The following is a 17547-nucleotide window of genomic DNA, read 5'->3' as shown; positions in this document are numbered from 1 at the left end:
ACCTGTTCGAACCAAATTTTGATGCGCACCTAGGAGTTTGACGTGCTGTTTCGCTTGATAGCCCGCAATGTGGCACCGCACAGGGCGCAGCTGATCATGATTGTGGTGCTGCAGTTTCTCTCCACCCTGGCCACGCTGTACCTGCCCACGCTCAACGCCGACATCATCGACGACGGCGTGGTCAAGGGCAACATTGACCTGATCATGAACCTAGGCGGCTGGATGCTCGCCATCACGGCGGGCCAGGTGGTGTGTGCCATCGCGGCCACCTACCTGAGCGCCAAGCTAGCAATGGGCGTGGGGCGGCAAATCCGCCGCGACCTCTTCGACAAGGTGGAGACGTTTTCCTCCCAGGAGGTGGGCATCATTGGCGCGCCGTCGCTGATCACCCGCACCACCAACGACGTCCAGCAGGTGCAGATGCTGACCCTGATGTCGTTCACCATGATGGTCATGGCGCCCATCATGTGCCTTGGCGGCATTGTGCTGGCCATGGCCCAGGACGTCCCCCTGTCCGGGCTGCTGCTGGTCATCCTGCCCTTGCTGATCGTGGCGATCGGCCTCATCGTGCGGGTGCTGGTCCCCACCTTCCGCAAGGTGCAGAAGCAGCTTGACGACATCAACGGCGTGCTGCGCGAGCAAATCACCGGCATCAGCGTGATCCGCGCCTTTGGCCGCCGCGACTACGAGGCCGACCGGTTCGCCACGGCCAACGGCGCCCTGACGTCCTCGCAGCTGCGGGCCGGGCGCCTGCTCTCGCTCATGTTCCCCACCATCTTCTTTGTGGTCAACGTGACGAGCGTTGGCGTGCTCTGGTTTGGCGGTCAGCGCATCGACGCGGGCGACATGCAGATTGGCGCCTTGACCGCGTTCCTGAGCTACATCATGCAAATCCTCATGTCCGTCATGATGGCCATGTTCATGTTCATGATGATCCCCCGCGCGGCCGTCAGCGCCGAACGCATCATGGAAGTCCTGGACACCCAAGCCAGCGTGGTGGATGCTCCCGGCGCTGTTTCAGTAGGCCAGCTCGACGGCGTGCTGCAGGTCAGCAACGCCGCCTTCAGTTACCCCGGCGCCCAGGCTCCCGTCCTGTCCGGGGTGAGCTTTACGGCAACCCCTGGAACCACGACGGCGATCATTGGCTCCACGGGCAGCGGCAAGTCAACGCTGTTGAACCTCATACCAAGGCTCCTGGACAGCACCGAGGGCTCCATCGAGCTCGGTGGCCACAACGTCAAGGCCGTCACGCTGGCTGCCCTGCGCGGCTCCATCGGCCTAGTGCCGCAAAAGGCGTACCTGTTCACCGGCACCGTGGCCAGCAACATCCGCATGGGCAACCCGCAGGCCACGGATGCGCAAGTATGGGAGGCATTGGAAACCGCCCAGGCTGCCGACTTTGTCAGGGACATGCCCCGGGGGCTTGATTCTCCCATTGAGCAGGGCGGCTCCAATGTTTCCGGTGGCCAGCGCCAGCGGCTCTGCATTGCCCGGGCCATTGCCGCCCAGCCAACGCTCTACCTGTTTGACGACAGTTTCTCCGCCCTGGACTACGCCACGGACGCCAAGCTGCGGGCAGCCCTGAAACCGGTCACCCGGGACGCGGCAGTGTTGGTGGTGGCCCAACGCGTGGGCACCATCAAGGATGCGGACAACATCCTGGTACTGGATGAAGGGGCGTTGGTGGGCCAAGGCACCCACGAGGAACTGCTGGACAGCTGCCCCACCTACCAGGAAATTGTGACATCTCAGCTGAGCGACGATGACCAGTCAACAGAAGACGAGCTTTCAGACAACAAGGGCGGTGCAGCATGACCATGATGCGAGGGGCCCGCGCCGGCGGCCCGCCACAAAAAGCCATCTCCTTTGGCCCCAGCCTCAAACGCATCCTCGCCTTGATGGCTGCCGACAAACTGCGCATAGTGGCCGTGATTGCCATGGCTGCCATCTCCGTGGGCCTGTCCGTGGTGGCACCAAAGGTGTTGGGTCAGGCAACGGACATCATCTTCGACGGCGTCGTGGGGCAGATGTTGGGCAAATTCCCGGCCGGAACCACCAAGGACCAGGCAGTGGCGGCGCTGCGGGCCAGCGGCCAGGGTCAACTCGCCGACATGCTCAATGCCATGAACGTGGTGCCCGGCCAGGGCCTGGACCTGCAGGCGCTGGGTGCCGTGCTGCTCATTGTTTTGAGCCTGTATGTGGTGGCGTTCTTCTTCAACTGGTCCCAGGGCTACATCACCACAGGCATTGTGCAGCGATCCATGTACCGGCTCCGAACGGACATTGAAGCCAAGCTGGACAAGCTGCCCATGTCGCACTTCCAGCAGGAATCCCGCGGGGACGTGCTGTCCCGCGTCACCAACGACATCGACAATTTCTCCCAAACGTTGAACCAGACCCTGACCCAAATCCTCATCGCCGTGCTGACAGTGTGCGGCGTGCTGGGCATGATGTTCTCCATCTCGCCCATGCTGGCCGGCATCTCGCTGCTCACGGTGCCGATCGTTGCCGCCATGACGGTCATGATTGCCAAACGCTCCCAGGTGCAGTTTGCCGCGCAGTGGAAGAGCACGGGTGAGCTGAACGGCCACGTGGAGGAAATGTTCACAGGACACGAGATTGTCAAGGCCTTTGGCCAGCAGCAGGCAGCCATTGAAAAGTTCCGGGTCTCCAATGACCGGCTCTACGAGTCAAGCGCCAAAGCCCAGTTTATTTCCGGCATCATCATGCCCAGCACCAACTTCATCTCCAACCTGAACTATGTGGTGGTGGCGGTGCTCGGCGGCATTCAGGTGGCCCAGGGCGCCCTCACCATCGGCAGCGTCCAGGCGTTCATCCAGTATTCCCGCCAGTTCAGCCAACCCATGGCCCAGCTGGCCAGCATGATCAACCTGCTGCAATCAGGCGTGGCCTCGGCCGAGCGAGTCTTTGAGCTGTTGGATGCGCAGGAACAGACCCCCGATCACACCCCGCCGGCGGTGTTGGCCGAACCTAAGGGCCGCGTGGTTTTTGACCACGTCAATTTTGGCTATAAGCCGGGGGAGCCGCTCATCAGGGACCTTTCCCTGGTGGCCGAGCCCGGCCAGACGGTTGCCATTGTTGGCCCCACTGGCGCCGGCAAGACCACCCTGGTCAATCTGCTCATGCGGTTCTACGAGATCGATTCCGGCACCATCACGGTTGACGGCGTCAATACCGCGCATCTGAGCCGCGATGACCTGCGCAGCCAATTTGGCATGGTGCTTCAGGACGCCTGGCTCTTTGGCGGGACCATCATGGACAACCTCAGGTACGGCAAACTGGACGCCACCGAGGAGGAGATCATCGAGGCCGCGGTGGCCACCCACGTGGACCACTTTGTCATGTCGCTCCCCGACGGTTATGACACAGTCCTCAGCGACGACGGCGGCGGGCTGAGCCAGGGGCAGCGCCAGCTCATGACAATTGCCCGCGCCTGGATTGCCAACCCCGGCATTTTGATCCTGGACGAGGCCACGAGTTCCGTGGACACCCGCACCGAAGTCATGATCCGCACGGCCATGAACAAACTCCGCCACAACAGGACCAGTTTTGTCATTGCGCACAGGCTCTCCACGATTCGTGACGCAGATTTGATACTGGTGATGAATAACGGTGAGATCATTGAACAGGGCAACCATCACGTGCTCCTTGAACGCAAGGGTTTCTACTTCGAGCTATACATGAGCCAGTTTGGAGATCCGCTGGTGGAAGAGGTGAGTCAGTTATGAACACCATGGATATTTTAATGCGCCGCTGGCGTCTGGACTCGGAGTCCACTGTGCCGCCCTACGAGCAGATCCGCTTGCGGATCCTGGATTTGGCAGCCTCGGGTGAGCTGGCCGTGGGCAGCAAGCTCCCGTCGGTGCGGGCACTCGCAGCGGATTTGAGCGTGGCAGCCAACACAGTGGCCAGGGCCTACAGGGAATTGGAGCAGGCAGGCATTGTGGTGACGGCCGGCCGCAGCGGCACCGCCGTGGCATCCGGCGGCGACGCCATTTCCGCCCAAGTTGCAGCGGCGGCTGACGCCTTTGCCGCCGTCGTGCGTGATTTGGGTGTTCCCCAGAGCCAGGCGCTGCGCATTGTGGGCGCCGCGCTGGACCGCGCCATCAGCGGTTGACGTGCGGCTAAGAGAACGCGCGTTCGAACGAACTTTCGATTATACTTAGCAGTGATTACACACGAGCCCGGCAGAGCTCTGGCCGTGCCGCGCCCACACAGTGGACAGCAATGTGAAGGAAACCATGGCCCAGTTGCACAACTCGTCAACCGTTCCGCAGCGCCCCGACTTGTCGCGCTTGATCGTCAAGGGCGCCCGCGAGCACAATCTGCGCAACGTTGACCTTGACCTGCCCCGTGACGCCATGATCGTCTTCACGGGCTTGTCGGGTTCGGGGAAGTCCTCCCTGGCGTTTGACACCATCTTCGCCGAGGGCCAGCGCCGCTATGTGGAATCGCTCTCCGCCTATGCCCGGCAGTTCCTGGGCCAGGTGGACAAGCCCGATGTTGACTTCATTGAGGGCCTGTCCCCGGCGGTCTCCATTGACCAGAAGTCCACGAGCAAGAACCCGCGCTCCACCGTGGGCACCATCACCGAGATTTATGACTACATGCGCCTGCTGTGGGCCAGGGTGGGAACGCCGCACTGCCCCACCTGCGGCGAGCCCATTGCCAAGCAAACACCGCAGCAAATTGTTGACCAGTTGCTGGAGATGCCTGAAGGAACCCGCTTCCAGATCCTGGCTCCCGTGGTGCGCGACCGCAAGGGCGAGTTTGTTGAACTGTTCAAGGAACTCACGGCCAAGGGCTATTCCCGCGCCAAGGTGGACGGTGAGCAGATTCAGCTCAGCGATCCACCCAAGCTGAAGAAGACGTTCAAGCACACTATTGACGTCGTGGTGGACCGTCTGGTAGTCAAGGACGGCATCCAGCAGCGCCTCACCGACTCCGTCGAAACGGCCCTGGGGCTGGCTGACGGCCGTGTGCTGGCCGAACTGGTCGACCTGCCGGAGCAGGATTCCGGACGCATCCGCTCCTTCTCCGAGAACCTGGCCTGCCCCAACGAGCACCCGCTGGCCATTGACGAGATTGAGCCGCGTTCCTTCTCCTTCAACAACCCCTTCGGGGCCTGCAGCGCCTGCAGCGGTATCGGCACCAAGCTTGAGGTTGATGAAGAGCTCGTCATCCCCAACCCGTTCCTCTCGCTGCGCGAGGGCGCCATCGCCCCGTGGTCGCTGGGCACCGCCACCACTGAGTACTGGAACCGCCTCCTGGAAGGGTTGTCGGCCGAACTCGACTTCGAGCTTGACACCCCCTGGAACAAGTTGGCAACCCCCGTGCGCACGGCCATCCTGTACGGCAAGGACCACAAGGTGGTGGTGCAGTACAAGAACCGTTTTGGCCGCGAACGCAAGTACAGCACCGGCTTTGAGGGTGCCGTGCAGTACATCCAGCGCAAGCACATCGAGACGGAATCGGACTCCGCCCGGGACAGGTACGAAGAGTACATGCGCCAGATCCCGTGCCCCGCATGCGGTGGCGCCCGGTTGAACCCGGCCTCGCTGTCGGTGCTGATCAACGGCATGTCCATTTCCGCTGTTGCCGCCCTGTCCATGCGCGACTGCTTCGATTTCCTCTCCAACCTGGTACTGACGGGTCGCGAAGCCCAGATTGCCAGCCAGGTCCTGAAGGAGATCCAGGCCCGCTTGAGGTTCCTGCTCGACGTCGGACTTGAGTACCTGAATCTGGAACGCGCCTCCGCCACCCTGTCCGGTGGCGAAGCCCAGCGCATCCGCCTGGCCACGCAGATCGGTTCCGGCCTGGTGGGCGTGCTGTACGTGCTCGATGAGCCGTCCATTGGCCTGCACCAGCGCGACAACCGCCGCCTCATTGAAACGCTCACCCGCCTGCGCGATCTGGGCAACACGCTCATTGTGGTGGAACACGATGAGGACACCATCAAGGAAGCCGACTGGATTGTTGACATTGGACCCGGCGCCGGCGAGCACGGCGGCGAGGTGGTCCACTCCGGTTCCCTGGAGGAGCTGCTGGCCAACACCCGGTCCCTGACGGGCGACTACCTGTCCGGGCGCAAGTCCATCGCCATGCCCGCCACCCGGCGCAAGTACGACAAAAAGCGTGAACTCACGGTGGTGGGCGCCAAGGAGAACAACCTCCTGAACATTGACGTGAAGTTCCCGCTGGGCGTACTCACGGCCGTGACCGGCGTCAGCGGATCCGGCAAGTCAACCCTGGTCAACGAGATCCTGTACAAGGTGCTGGCCAACAAGCTCAACGGCGCCAAGCAGGTGGCCGGCCGCCACCTGCGCGTGGATGGTTTGGAGCACCTGGACAAGGTGGTGCACGTGGACCAGAGCCCCATTGGCCGCACACCACGATCCAATCCGGCCACCTACACAGGCGTCTTTGACAACATTCGCAAGCTATTTGCCGAGACCAACGAATCGAAAATGCGCGGTTACCAGCCTGGCCGCTTCTCCTTCAACGTCAAGGGTGGGCGCTGCGAAGCCTGCACGGGTGACGGCACGCTGAAGATTGAGATGAACTTCCTGCCGGACGTCTACGTGCCGTGCGAGGTCTGCCACGGTGCGCGTTACAACCGCGAAACGCTTGAGGTCCACTACAAGGGCAAGTCCATTGCCGACGTGCTCAACATGCCCATCGAGGAAGGCGCCGACTTCTTCGCGGCCTTCACCCCCATTGCCCGGCACCTGCGCACGCTGGTCGACGTCGGACTCGGCTACGTTCGCTTGGGGCAGGCCTCCACCACCCTCTCCGGTGGTGAGGCGCAGCGCGTGAAACTGGCCGCCGAACTCCAGAAACGCTCCAACGGCCGCAGCATTTATGTGCTGGACGAGCCCACCACGGGCCTGCACTTTGAGGACATTCGCAAGCTGCTGCTGGTGCTGCAGGGGCTCGTGGACAAGGGCAATACAGTCATCGTCATTGAGCACAACCTTGACGTGATCAAGAGTGCCGACTGGATCGTGGACCTGGGCCCGGACGGCGGAACCGGCGGTGGCCAGGTGATTGCCACGGGAACCCCGGAGAAGGTGGCAAAGAGTGAACAAAGTTACACCGCCACGTTCCTGCGCGAGGCCCTCACGCCATAACCGCTCCACCCTTTCCTAACTGTGACGCACTTGTTGCACCGAAATCGCTCGAGAAAGCGCTTTCCGATGCATCAAGTGCGTCACAGATGCGGGGGAGAGGGTCGGGTGGAGGTCGACTACGCTCAGCTAAGATATTCCCGGACAGGCATGGATGAGCCGGTAGTGGCGCATGTCGTGAGAAACTATGGACGTGAATATCGCCGCTCCGCCCGTCAATCGTGGCAAATCTGCCACCGCAGTCCTTTTCGACCTCGACGGGACGCTTGTTGACCCGGCCGGAGGGATCACCCAGGGCATCGAATATGCCCTGGGCACCATGGACCTACAGAGCCCCGGGCTGGACGCACTCAACGCAATGGTGGGCCCCAAGCTCGCTGACGCACTGGTCACCTTTGCCGGCGTCCCCGTGGAGACGGTGCCTGCCGTCATTGCCGCGTACAGGGATTGGTACATGCGGGAGGGCATGGCCATGTCCGTGCTGTACCCGGGCATCGTGGACCTGCTGACGCAGTTGAAGGACGCAGGCATTCCGCTGGCTGTTGCCACGCAAAAGCCTGAGCCTCTGGCCAAGAAACTACTGGCACTCCATGGGATTGACCAGCTATTTGCCGTCATCAAGGGTTCCCACACGGACGAGACCCTCATGCCGGGTGCACCCGGCTACCGTGCAGGCAAGAGCGAGATCATTGCGGCCGCCCTGACCGAACTCTCGGAGTTGGACCACCTTGCCGACGCAGGATCCACGGCAGTCATGGTGGGGGACAGACACCAGGATGTGATGGGCGCCCAGGCCAACGGCCTTGACTGCATTGGCGTCTCCTGGGGCTTTGCCGCCGACGGCGAGCTGGCAGCGGCAGGCGTTGCCGCCGTCGTCGATTCCACGCGCGAACTTGCCGACGAATTGGCACAGACCTTCCGGGAGGCCCGCGATGGCGCTTTATGACATGACCCGCGTGCTGACACGCGGCACCATCAGCGCCCTCTGCCGGCCAACCGTTGAGGGCCTGGAGAATGTGCCCACCGACGGGCCGTTCATTGTGGCGCCCAACCACCTCTCCTTCTTCGACTCGGTCATTGTGCAGGCGCTGACACCGCGGCCGGTCTCCTTCTTCGCCAAGGCCGAATACTTCACCGGCAAGGGCATCAGGGGGAAACTGATGAAGTCCTTCTTCGAGTCAGTAAACTCCATTCCGGTGGAACGCGGGGAGCAAGCTGCCAGCGTTCAGGCGCTCAAGACACTGTTGGATATCTTGGGCCGCGATGAGGGCGTGGGCATCTACCCCGAGGGAACCCGCTCACGCGACGGCCTCCTGTACCGTGGACGCACCGGCGTGGGTTGGCTGGCCCTGACAACGGGCGCCCCTGTGGTCCCGGTGGGCATCATTGGCACCGAGAAGCTGCAGCCCGCTGGCGGCAAGGGCTTCCGCCCGGCACAGTTCACCCTGCGTTTTGGCAAGCCACTGTACTTTGACAAGACGGGACCGGACCACTCCCTGCCAGCCCGCCGGCACGTCACCGACACCATCATGGACGCCATTGCCGAGTTGACCGGTCAGGAACGCAGCAGCAAATACAACCAAAGCCCCAGCATCGAATAGGCCCCACCGGCTCCCACCTGTATACACACGCCGAGTCGGACCTAACGCTGCCGAGTCCGACGTCGGGCGACGCACCTAATGCGGCCCTGGGTCTGACTCGGCAGGGTTGGGGGCAGTTCCCGCGTTCTCTCACAGCTCAGAAGCTGCCGGGTGGGCCCTCAGAGACGCAGCCCCACCCTAGAATGAACTGGTGGCAGATCCAGCAAGTTACCGGCCCAAACCCGGCGAAATTCCCACGGACCCAGGTGTTTACCGTTTCCGTGACGAGCACGGACGCATTATTTACGTGGGCAAGGCCAAAAACCTCCGGTCCCGGCTGAACTCATACTTCGCCAATCCGGCCACGTTGCTGCCCAAGACCCATGCCATGGTCCACCACGCGGCAAGCGTGCAATGGACCGTCGTGGGCAGCGAACTCGAGGCGCTGCAGCTGGAGTACACCTGGATCAAGGAGTTCTCCCCCCGGTACAACCTCGCGTTCAGGGACGACAAAACCTACCCTTACCTGGCTGTTTCCATGAGTGAGAAGTTCCCCCGCGTCCAGGTGATGCGCGGCGAACGGCGCAAGGGCACTAAATACTTCGGCCCGTACACGGCCGGTGCCATCCGCGAAACCATGGACACCCTGCTGCGGGTGTTCCCTGTGCGCAGCTGCAGCACGGGCGTCCTGCGCCGCGCCGAACGTAGCGGGCGGCCCTGCCTGCTGGGTTACATCGACAAGTGCGCGGCCCCGTGCGTTGGCAGGATCAGCGAGGAAGACCACAAGGCCCTCGCCCAGGACTTTTGCGACTTCATGGGCGGCGAAGCCAAGCGCTTCATCGGCACCCTGGAGAAGCGCATGGCGGCAGCCGTGGCCGAGCTGGACTATGAACAAGCCGCCAGGGTCCGTGATGACATCATTGCGTTGCGTAAAGTCTTTGAACGCAACGCCGTGGTGCTGAGCGAGGACACCAACGCGGATATTTTTGCCGTTGAACAAGACGATCTTGAAGCGGCCGTGCAAGTCTTCTTTGTCCGGGGCGGGCGCATCCGCGGGCAGCGCGGCTGGGTGGTGGAAAAGGTGGAGGACGCCTCCAACGCCGAGCTGTGGGAGCACCTGATGCAGCAGGTCTATGGCGGCGAGGAACAGCAACAGGATGCCATCCCGCGGCAAATCCTTGTCCCCGAACTGCCTACCAACCATGAGTACCTGGCCCAGTGGCTGGGGGAGCTGCGCCAGGGCAAGGTCTCCATCAAGGTGCCCCAGCGTGGCGAGAAGGCCGCGTTGATGGACACCGTGCAGGTCAACGCCCGCCAGGCCATGGCCCTGCACAAGTCACGCCGGGCAGGGGATCTGACAACCCGCTCACTGGCGCTCCAGGAACTTCAGGAAGCCCTCGATCTGCCCATGCCGCTGCTGCGCATTGAGTGCTTCGACATCTCCCACGTCCAGGGCACCAACGTTGTGGCCTCCATGGTGGTGGTGGAGGACGGCATCGCCAAGAAGAGCGAATACCGCAAGTTCGCCATCACCGGCGATGCCGCCATCGACGACACCGCCTCCATGTACGACGTCATCACCCGCCGTTTCCGCAATTACCTCGCCGAGAAGGAGGCCCGCGCGCAGACCGCCCTCGCCAGCGGTGAACTTGCCGCCAGCGGTGCGGATGACGCCGTCGAGCCGTCCAAATCCAAGTTCGCCTACCCGCCCAACCTGGTGGTGGTCGACGGCGGCATACCCCAAGTCAACGCTGCTGCGCGGGCACTGGCCGAGCTGGGCATCACCGACGTTGCCGTGATTGGCCTGGCCAAGCGCCTCGAGGAGGTGTGGGTGCCGGAGAGCGACTTCCCCGTCATCCTGCCGCGCTCCTCGGAGGGCCTGTACCTGCTGCAGCGAATTCGTGATGAAGCCCATAGATTCGCCATCACCTTCCACAGGGCAAAACGCGGCAAGGCTATGGTGGCCTCCGTCCTGGACACCGTGCCAGGACTCGGTGCCGCCAAGCAGAAGGCACTGCTGGCTCACTTCGGCTCGCTCAAGAAGGTCCGCGCCGCCACGGTGGAGGAACTCGCGCAGGCCAAGGGTGTGGGGCCTGTGCTGGCCCAGGCAATATATGACACAGTCAACGCCAGTGATCAGGACCAGGCGGTCGCGCCGGCCATCAACATGACCACCGGCGAGATACTCGACTAGGACCTAGACGGGCGGACAGGTAACCGGAGCGGAAGGCGATCTGCCCATGGATGGGCGTAGGATTGCGACCATCAAAAGGGTCAGCCATTCCAGCCAGAATTTCACCCACAAATTGTTCGTAGCTCAGGAGTGAAATGAAGAATGTGCTCAGCGGCTTGGCGTGGTTGTCACTCTATGTGCTTTTTTGCCTGGCCCCGCTCCTGCTGGCCCTCGGCCAGCCCGCTTCGGTGGACCGGCCGTTCTTGATTGACCTATCGGTTGCCCTGGGTTTTGTTGGCTTGTCGATCATGGCCCTGCAATTCGTCTTGATCGCCCGGTTCAAGGTGGTGGCTGCCCCGTTCGGGATTGATGCGTTGCTGAAGTTCCACATACAGATCACCTGCGTGGCACTTGTGTTTGTCGTGGCGCACCCGGTACTGCTGTTCATCGCAGATGCCCAGTACCTGGCCCTGTTGAATCCGTTGACGGCGCCCTGGCGCGCCAGGTTCGCCGTGCTCAGCGTTGTTGCGCTCCTGGTGTTGATTGGGTTGTCCGTGTGGCGCAAGCGCCTGCGGCTGCGCTACGAGGTCTGGAAACTGACGCACGGGCTGATTGCGGTGGCCGTTGTCTTGTTTGGCCTGCTCCACGCGAGTTTGGTTGGCTACTTTGTCCAGGGAACCCTGCGTCATGTTCTCTTTGAAGGCTATATCGGCATCCTCATTTTCCTCTTGGTGTGGGTTCGCCTCATCAGCCCGCTGATGAGGCTCCGACGTCCCTGGCAAGTGGTCAAAGTGACCATGGAACGCGGAGACGCCACAACCTTGGTCCTTGCCCCAATGGGGCACGACGGTTTTCGTTTCAAGCCAGGACAGTTCGGCTGGATCGCGATCGGCCGGTCCCCGTTCAGCCTCACCCAGCACCCGTTTTCGTTTTCTTCCGCCGGAGACACGGAGCCTAGCGGAACCATCAGCATGACCATCAAGGCAGCCGGCGACTTTACTGAAACTGTTTCAGAGGTTGCCGTCGGCACCCGGGTCTATGTTGACGGTCCGCACGGCGTGTTCAGCATGGACCAGCGACAAGCGCCCGGGTATGTCTTTGTTGCGGGAGGTGTGGGTGTGACCCCGATGTACAGCATGCTTTTGACCATGCTGGAGCGTGAGGACGTCCGGCCCGTGACGCTGTTCTACGCGAGCGGAAACTGGGACGACGTGGTGCTTCGCGACGAGTTGGCTGAGCTGAGCGAAAGAATGCCCAACCTTGAACTTGTCCATGTCCTGGGAAACCCGCCGCACGACTGGGACGGGGAAGGCGGGCGGATCACCGCTGACATGTTGCGACGCCGTTTGCCCAGGCAATTCCGCCGCTACGAGTTCCTCATCTGCGGCTCGACCCCCATGATGGATGCAATGGAAGACGCCCTCGCCCAGGTGGGCGTCCCCTCCAGCCAAGTCAGTTCCGAACGCTTCGACATGATTTAAGGAAGTTTCAATGCGTCAAGCATGGACCACCCGGTTCGTCTTCATCATCGGCGGCCTTTTGCTGCTGGCCAGCATCCTCTTCGCCGTGGCCCGCATGTAGTTCGGCCGTGCCGGCACTCCTCCCGGAGGATAGCGCCTAGCGGCCTCCCCAAAAGCTGCTCCGCAACTTTTGGGGCCCCTCGCCCGCTAGGCTTAGTCTGTAGCCGTGGCTGGGCGGCGGAACCCTTGGGTTTCACACAAATAATTGACAGGGAAACGCAATGAACCAAGATCAAGAGAGCACCGGCGGCGAGGAAGCCTTGACGGCGGTCAAACCGGTTGAGGCCGAACTATTGGTGGTAACGGGCATGTCAGGTGCCGGCCGCAGCACCGCGGCCAACGCCCTTGAAGACCATGGCTGGTATGTCATCGAGAACCTGCCACCGCAGATGCTTGGCACCCTGGCGGAGCTGGTCTCCCGCATGCCGGCAGCCCTGCCCAAGCTGGCCGTCGTCGTCGATGTCCGCGGCAAGGCACTCTTTGCCGACATCCGCGAATCTCTCAACGCCCTCTCAGCCGCCGGTGTGAGCTACCGGGTGCTGTTCCTGGACGCCAGTGACGACACCCTGGTGCGCCGCTTCGAGCAGGGCAGGCGCCCGCACCCCTTGCAGAAGGACGGCCGCATCCTCGACGGGATCGCCGCCGAACGGGTGCTGCTCTCTGAAATGAAGAACCAGGCGGAAATGATCCTGGACACCTCCGTCATGAACGTGCACGAGCTTGGCTCTGCCGTCACGGAGCTGTTTTCTGAGTCTGGACCGGTGGTTTTGAGCCTGACAGTCATGAGCTTCGGGTTCAAATATGGCCTGCCCGTGGACGCCAACTATGTGGCCGATGTCCGCTTCATCCCCAACCCGCACTGGATCCCGCAACTGCGCCCGCTGACCGGTCAGGACGAGGCCGTCAGCAACTTTGTGCTCAAGGACAACGGCGCAGCCGACTTTGTGGACAGGTATGTGCACGCGCTGGAGCCCGTTTTTGAGGGCTACCGCCGTGAGAACAAGCATTACGCCACCATCGCCGTGGGCTGCACGGGCGGCAAGCACCGCTCGGTGGCTGTGGCCATTGAACTGGCCAAGCGCCTGAGCCAGCTGCCGCGCGTCACAACAAGCATTCGGCACCGCGATTTGGGCCGGGAGTAAGCGTGTACACAGGAATTCTGCCCATAGTCCCGTCCGCCGCGAAGCTTTCCACCCTGAACACCGGCGCCAAGGTGGCAGCCCTGGGCGGCGGGCACGGGCTGGCCGCATCCCTCTCTGCATTGCGCCTGGTCACGGGCAATGTGACCGCCGTTGTCACAGTGGCTGACGACGGCGGCTCCTCCGGGCGCCTGCGCGAAGAGCTGGGCGTCCTCCCGCCCGGGGACCTGCGCATGGCCCTCTCCGCCTTGTGCGACGACACCGACTGGGGCAGGACCTGGCGCGACGTCATGCAGCACAGGTTCACCTCCCGCGAGGGCGTCACCGGATCCCTGGACAACCACGCCCTGGGCAACCTGCTGATTGTGACCCTGTGGGAACTCCTCGGCGACCCCGTGGCCGGGCTGCGGTGGGCCGGGGCGCTGCTGGGTGCCCGCGGCGAGGTGCTGCCCATGGCCAGCGTGCCGCTCACCATTGAGGGCCGCATCAAGGTTCCCGGTTCGCCCGGGCGCCTGATCCGCGGCCAGTCCCTGCTGGCCAAGGCTGGGGAAGTGGAGGAGGTCCGCCTGCTGCCCACTGACGCACCGGCCTGCGCCGAAGCCGTCGCAGCCATCCACGACGCCGACTGGGTGGTCCTGGGGCCCGGCTCCTGGTACACCTCCGTGCTGCCACACTTGTTGCTGCCGCAGATGCGTGATGCCCTGTGCGCCACCAAGGCCAAGCGCCTGCTGACCATGAACCTTGACGTCAACGACGCCGAAGCCGACGGCATGAACGCCGCTGACCACTTGCACGTCATTTCACGGTACGCACCCGGGTTCAGTGTTGACGTGGTGCTGGCGGATCCCTCATCCATTGGTGATGTTGGCGAATTCACACAAGCGGCCGCAATGATTGGTGCCGAGGTGGTGTTCGGTAAGGTGGGGAGTTCCGGTGGCAACGCTATCCACGATCCGCTACGGTTGGCAGCTGCGTACCGCGATATCTTTGGGGGTCATTAATGAACGTGAAAGTAGAGGCTGAATCATGGCGCTAACTGCGGCAGTAAAAGAAGAATTGTCTCGGCTTGACGTCAAGAAATCCTCCGTCCGCAAGGCCGAGGTTTCCGCGCTTTTGAGGTTTGCTGGCGGTTTGCACATCATTTCCGGCAAGATTGTCATCGAAGCCGAGGTGGACACCGCGGCAACCGCCCGGCGCCTGCGCCTGGCCATCGCCGAAATGTACGGCCACCAAAGCGAGATCATTGTTGTCTCCGGCGGCGGGCTGCGCCGCGGCAACCGCTACGTGGTCCGGGTGGTGCGCGACGGCGAAGCCCTGGCCCGCCAGAGCGGCCTGCTGGACGCCCGAGGCCGCCCAGTCAGGGGACTTCCGTCGGTAGTTGTCAACGGCTCCACCGCAGACGCCGAGGCCGTATGGCGTGGAGCTTTCCTGGCCCACGGCTCCCTGACCGAGCCGGGGCGCTCTTCGGCCCTGGAGGTCACCTGCCCTGGACCGGAAGCCGCGCTGGCACTTGTGGGAGCCGCGCGTCGTCTGGACATTGCGGCCAAGGCACGCGACGTCCGCGGCATTGACAGGGTTGTCATCCGCGACGGCGACACCATCGCAGCCCTCCTGGTGCGCATGGGCGCCCACGACACCTTCTTGGTGTGGGAGGAACGGCGCATGCGCAAGGAAGTGCGCGCCACGGCCAACCGGCTGGCTAACTTCGACGACGCCAACCTACGCCGCTCGGCGCAGGCGGCCGTTGCTGCCGGCGCCCGGGTGGAGCGTGCCCTGGAAATCTTGGGCGAGGACGTCCCGGACCATTTGAAGTACGCCGGAGCGTTGCGGGTGGCCCACAAACAGGCCAGCCTCGATGAGTTGGGCAGGCTGGCCGACCCGCCACTGACCAAGGACGCCATTGCCGGACGCATCCGCCGTTTGCTGGCCATGGCGGATAAGAAGGCCAAAGATTTGGGCATTCCCGGCACTGAGTCCAACGTCACTTTCGACATGCTCGATACCTGAGCTGCCTAGTATGAAAGAGTAGAGGGTGAACCGCCTGTTCCAGACGGATTACCCTTGCCGGACAAACACCTTCGGCAAAACAAACAGAAGAATCGCAACGGAGGAACCGTGACTAAGTACACACTCCCAGAACTCAGCTATGACTACGCTGCCCTGGAACCCAACATTTCCGCCCGCATCATGGAACTGCACCACAGCAAGCACCACGCTGCCTATGTTGCAGGAGCCAACCTGGCTCTGGAACAGCTTGCCGAAGCTCGCGAGACCAACAACTTCGCCAACATCAACAGGTTCTCCAAGGACTTGGCATTCCACTTGGGTGGCCACACCAACCACTCCATCTTCTGGAACAACCTTTCCCCCGAGGGTGGCGACAAGCCCGAAGGCGAATTGGCGGCAGCAATTGACGATGCGTTTGGTTCCTTCGACGCCTTCCGCGCCCACTTCACCGCAGCAGCCATGGGCATCCAGGGCTCGGGCTGGGCCTTGCTGTCCTACGAAGGCCTCGGCGGCAACATGCTGATCGAGCAGCTCTTTGACCAGCAGGGCAACATCCCCGTGGCGACCACCCCGTTGCTGATGCTGGACATGTGGGAGCACGCCTTCTACCTGGACTACGTCAACGTCAAGGCTGACTACGTCAAGGCTTTCTGGAACATTGTGAACTGGGCCGATGTGTCCAAGCGCTTTGAGGCAGCCCGCAAGAACGCGACAGGCCTGATCCTGCCGTAAGCAAGCTTGGCCTAGCAAACACCATGTTTCGGCGGTGTTTCTGACCAACATATGGACGCCCGCTCCGTTCGATTAACGGGGCGGGCACCATAGAACGTAATATAGATCACGGCGCGCGCTTGTCGATGTGCGCCATCGAAAGAATCTCTGCCCAACGTCGTGCGGGAAACAATGGTTGAAGGTGACCTTCAACCTGACTACGTGTGTTCGTAAGAGCACCAAGGAGAGAACTAAGTGACTACTCGTATTGGTATCAACGGGTTCGGCCGCATCGGCCGCAACTACTTCCGCGCCGCACTCGCTCAGGGCGCCGACATTGAGATCGTTGCAGTCAACGATCTCACCAGCCCCGAGGCCTTGGCCCACCTGCTCAAGTATGACTCCGTAAACGGCCGCTTGTCCGTTTCCGTTGAGGTTGTTGACGGCCACCTGGTGGTTGACGGCAAGACCATCACCGTCCTGGCTGAGCGCGATCCCGCAAACCTCCCGTGGGCCGAATTGGGCGTTGACATCGTCATCGAATCCACTGGCTTCTTCACCAAGGCCGCCGACGCACAGAAGCACATTGATGCCGGCGCCAAGAAGGTCCTCATCTCCGCTCCGGCGTCCAATGAAGACATCACCATCGTTTTGGGTGTCAACGACGATCTTTACGATCCCGCCGCGCACCACATCATCTCCAACGCATCCTGCACCACCAACTGCCTGGGCCCGCTGGCCAAGGTCCTGAACGACAACTTCGGTTTGGAGCGTGGCCTGATGACCACCATCCACGCCTACACTGCCGACCAGAACCTGCAGGACGGCCCGCACAGCGACCTCCGCCGTGCCCGTGCAGCAGCAGTCAACATGATCCCGACCTCCACAGGTGCAGCCAAGGCTATTGGCCTGGTTCTGCCGGAGCTCAAGGGCAAGCTGGATGGCTACGCCATCCGCGTACCCGTCCCCACAGGCTCAGCCACCGACCTGACCGCAACCGTGAGCCGCGAGGTAACCGTTGAGGAAGTCAACGCTGCTTACAAGGCTGCTGCTGCCGAAGGCAAGCTCGCCGGCTACCTGACCTACACCGAAGACCCGATCGTGTCCTCGGACATTGTTGGCGACCCGGCGTCGTCCATCTTTGACTCCGGCCTGACCAAGGTCATTGGCAACCAGGTCAAGGTTGTTTCCTGGTACGACAACGAGTGGGGCTACTCCAACCGCCTGGTCGACTTGACCGAGCTCGTCGCCTCCAAGCTCTAAGGCTAA

13 protein-coding genes are annotated in these 17547 nt (G+C 62.4%); all 13 read left to right on the top strand.

What is annotated here, in order from left to right; all coding sequences use genetic code 11:
- The first annotated feature begins 42 nt into the window (after positions 1 to 42).
- The 13 genes from ACX80Q_RS04985 to gap all read left to right on the top strand — a co-directional run bounded on the left by ACX80Q_RS04985 (position 43) and on the right by gap (position 17541).
- A complete protein-coding gene (locus ACX80Q_RS04985; RefSeq protein ID WP_459329416.1) occupies positions 43 to 1815 on the top strand; it encodes an ABC transporter ATP-binding protein in 1773 nt (590 codons plus the stop codon).
- Complete coding sequence (locus ACX80Q_RS04980; RefSeq protein ID WP_459329415.1) at positions 1812 to 3749, top strand: ABC transporter ATP-binding protein; 1938 nt, start codon at positions 1812 to 1814, stop codon at positions 3747 to 3749. Before ACX80Q_RS04985 ends, ACX80Q_RS04980 begins: the two co-directional genes overlap by 4 nt.
- On the top strand, positions 3746 to 4138 hold the full coding sequence (locus tag ACX80Q_RS04975; RefSeq protein WP_459329414.1) for a GntR family transcriptional regulator: 393 nt from the start codon (positions 3746 to 3748) through the stop codon (positions 4136 to 4138). Before ACX80Q_RS04980 ends, ACX80Q_RS04975 begins: the two co-directional genes overlap by 4 nt.
- A gap of 124 nt (positions 4139 to 4262) precedes the next feature.
- A complete protein-coding gene (gene uvrA / locus ACX80Q_RS04970; RefSeq protein ID WP_459329413.1) occupies positions 4263 to 7151 on the top strand; it encodes an excinuclease ABC subunit UvrA in 2889 nt (962 codons plus the stop codon).
- Positions 7152 to 7341: 190 nt separating this feature from the next.
- Positions 7342 to 8094, top strand: a complete 753-nt coding sequence (locus ACX80Q_RS04965) for an HAD hydrolase-like protein (protein ID WP_459329412.1) — start codon at positions 7342 to 7344, stop codon at positions 8092 to 8094.
- The gene (locus tag ACX80Q_RS04960) at positions 8081 to 8749 is read left to right on the top strand and encodes a lysophospholipid acyltransferase family protein (protein ID WP_459329411.1); all 669 of its coding nucleotides are present in this window, start codon (positions 8081 to 8083) and stop codon (positions 8747 to 8749) included. The genes ACX80Q_RS04965 and ACX80Q_RS04960 overlap by 14 nt, the downstream gene beginning before the upstream one ends.
- A gap of 190 nt (positions 8750 to 8939) precedes the next feature.
- Complete coding sequence (uvrC, locus tag ACX80Q_RS04955; protein WP_459329410.1) at positions 8940 to 10922, top strand: excinuclease ABC subunit UvrC; 1983 nt, start codon at positions 8940 to 8942, stop codon at positions 10920 to 10922.
- Between the two features lie 134 nt (positions 10923 to 11056).
- Positions 11057 to 12382 (top strand): ferredoxin reductase family protein, encoded by a 1326-nt coding sequence (locus tag ACX80Q_RS04950; RefSeq protein ID WP_459329409.1) that lies wholly within the window; start codon positions 11057 to 11059, stop codon positions 12380 to 12382.
- Positions 12383 to 12642: 260 nt separating this feature from the next.
- Positions 12643 to 13563 carry an RNase adapter RapZ gene (rapZ, locus tag ACX80Q_RS04945; protein WP_459329408.1) on the top strand — a complete coding sequence of 307 codons (921 nt, stop codon included), beginning with the start codon at positions 12643 to 12645 and terminating at the stop codon, positions 13561 to 13563.
- A 2-nt stretch (positions 13564 to 13565) separates the two neighbouring features.
- Positions 13566 to 14561, top strand: coding sequence for a gluconeogenesis factor YvcK family protein (locus tag ACX80Q_RS04940; protein ID WP_459329407.1), 996 nt, complete (start codon positions 13566 to 13568; stop codon positions 14559 to 14561).
- Between the two features lie 25 nt (positions 14562 to 14586).
- A complete protein-coding gene (whiA, locus tag ACX80Q_RS04935; RefSeq protein WP_459329406.1) occupies positions 14587 to 15567 on the top strand; it encodes a DNA-binding protein WhiA in 981 nt (326 codons plus the stop codon).
- Positions 15568 to 15675: 108 nt separating this feature from the next.
- On the top strand, positions 15676 to 16299 hold the full coding sequence (locus ACX80Q_RS04930; protein WP_459329405.1) for a superoxide dismutase: 624 nt from the start codon (positions 15676 to 15678) through the stop codon (positions 16297 to 16299).
- A gap of 234 nt (positions 16300 to 16533) precedes the next feature.
- Positions 16534 to 17541, top strand: a complete 1008-nt coding sequence (gene gap / locus ACX80Q_RS04925) for a type I glyceraldehyde-3-phosphate dehydrogenase (protein ID WP_459329404.1) — start codon at positions 16534 to 16536, stop codon at positions 17539 to 17541.
- The last annotated feature ends 6 nt before the right edge of the window (positions 17542 to 17547 follow it).

It is taken from the genome of Arthrobacter sp. HLT1-20 (assembly GCF_054510895.1).
The sequence above is the reverse complement of the archived record's forward strand: the minus strand, read 5'-3'. Positions and strand labels throughout refer to the sequence as shown.

Bases quoted from the DNA above. Each gene is read 5' to 3' on its own strand.
- ACX80Q_RS04980 (WP_459329415.1), top strand. From the start codon at position 1,812: ATGACCATGATGCGAGGGGCCCGCGCCGGCGGCCCGCCACAAAAAGCC.
- uvrA (WP_459329413.1), top strand. From the start codon at position 4,263: ATGGCCCAGTTGCACAACTCGTCAACCGTTCCGCAGCGCCCCGACTTG.
- ACX80Q_RS04975 (WP_459329414.1), top strand. From the start codon at position 3,746: ATGAACACCATGGATATTTTAATGCGCCGCTGGCGTCTGGACTCGGAG.
- ACX80Q_RS04960 (WP_459329411.1), top strand. From the start codon at position 8,081: ATGGCGCTTTATGACATGACCCGCGTGCTGACACGCGGCACCATCAGC.
- rapZ (WP_459329408.1), top strand. From the start codon at position 12,643: ATGAACCAAGATCAAGAGAGCACCGGCGGCGAGGAAGCCTTGACGGCG.
- ACX80Q_RS04950 (WP_459329409.1), top strand. From the start codon at position 11,057: ATGAAGAATGTGCTCAGCGGCTTGGCGTGGTTGTCACTCTATGTGCTT.
- whiA (WP_459329406.1), top strand. From the start codon at position 14,587: ATGGCGCTAACTGCGGCAGTAAAAGAAGAATTGTCTCGGCTTGACGTC.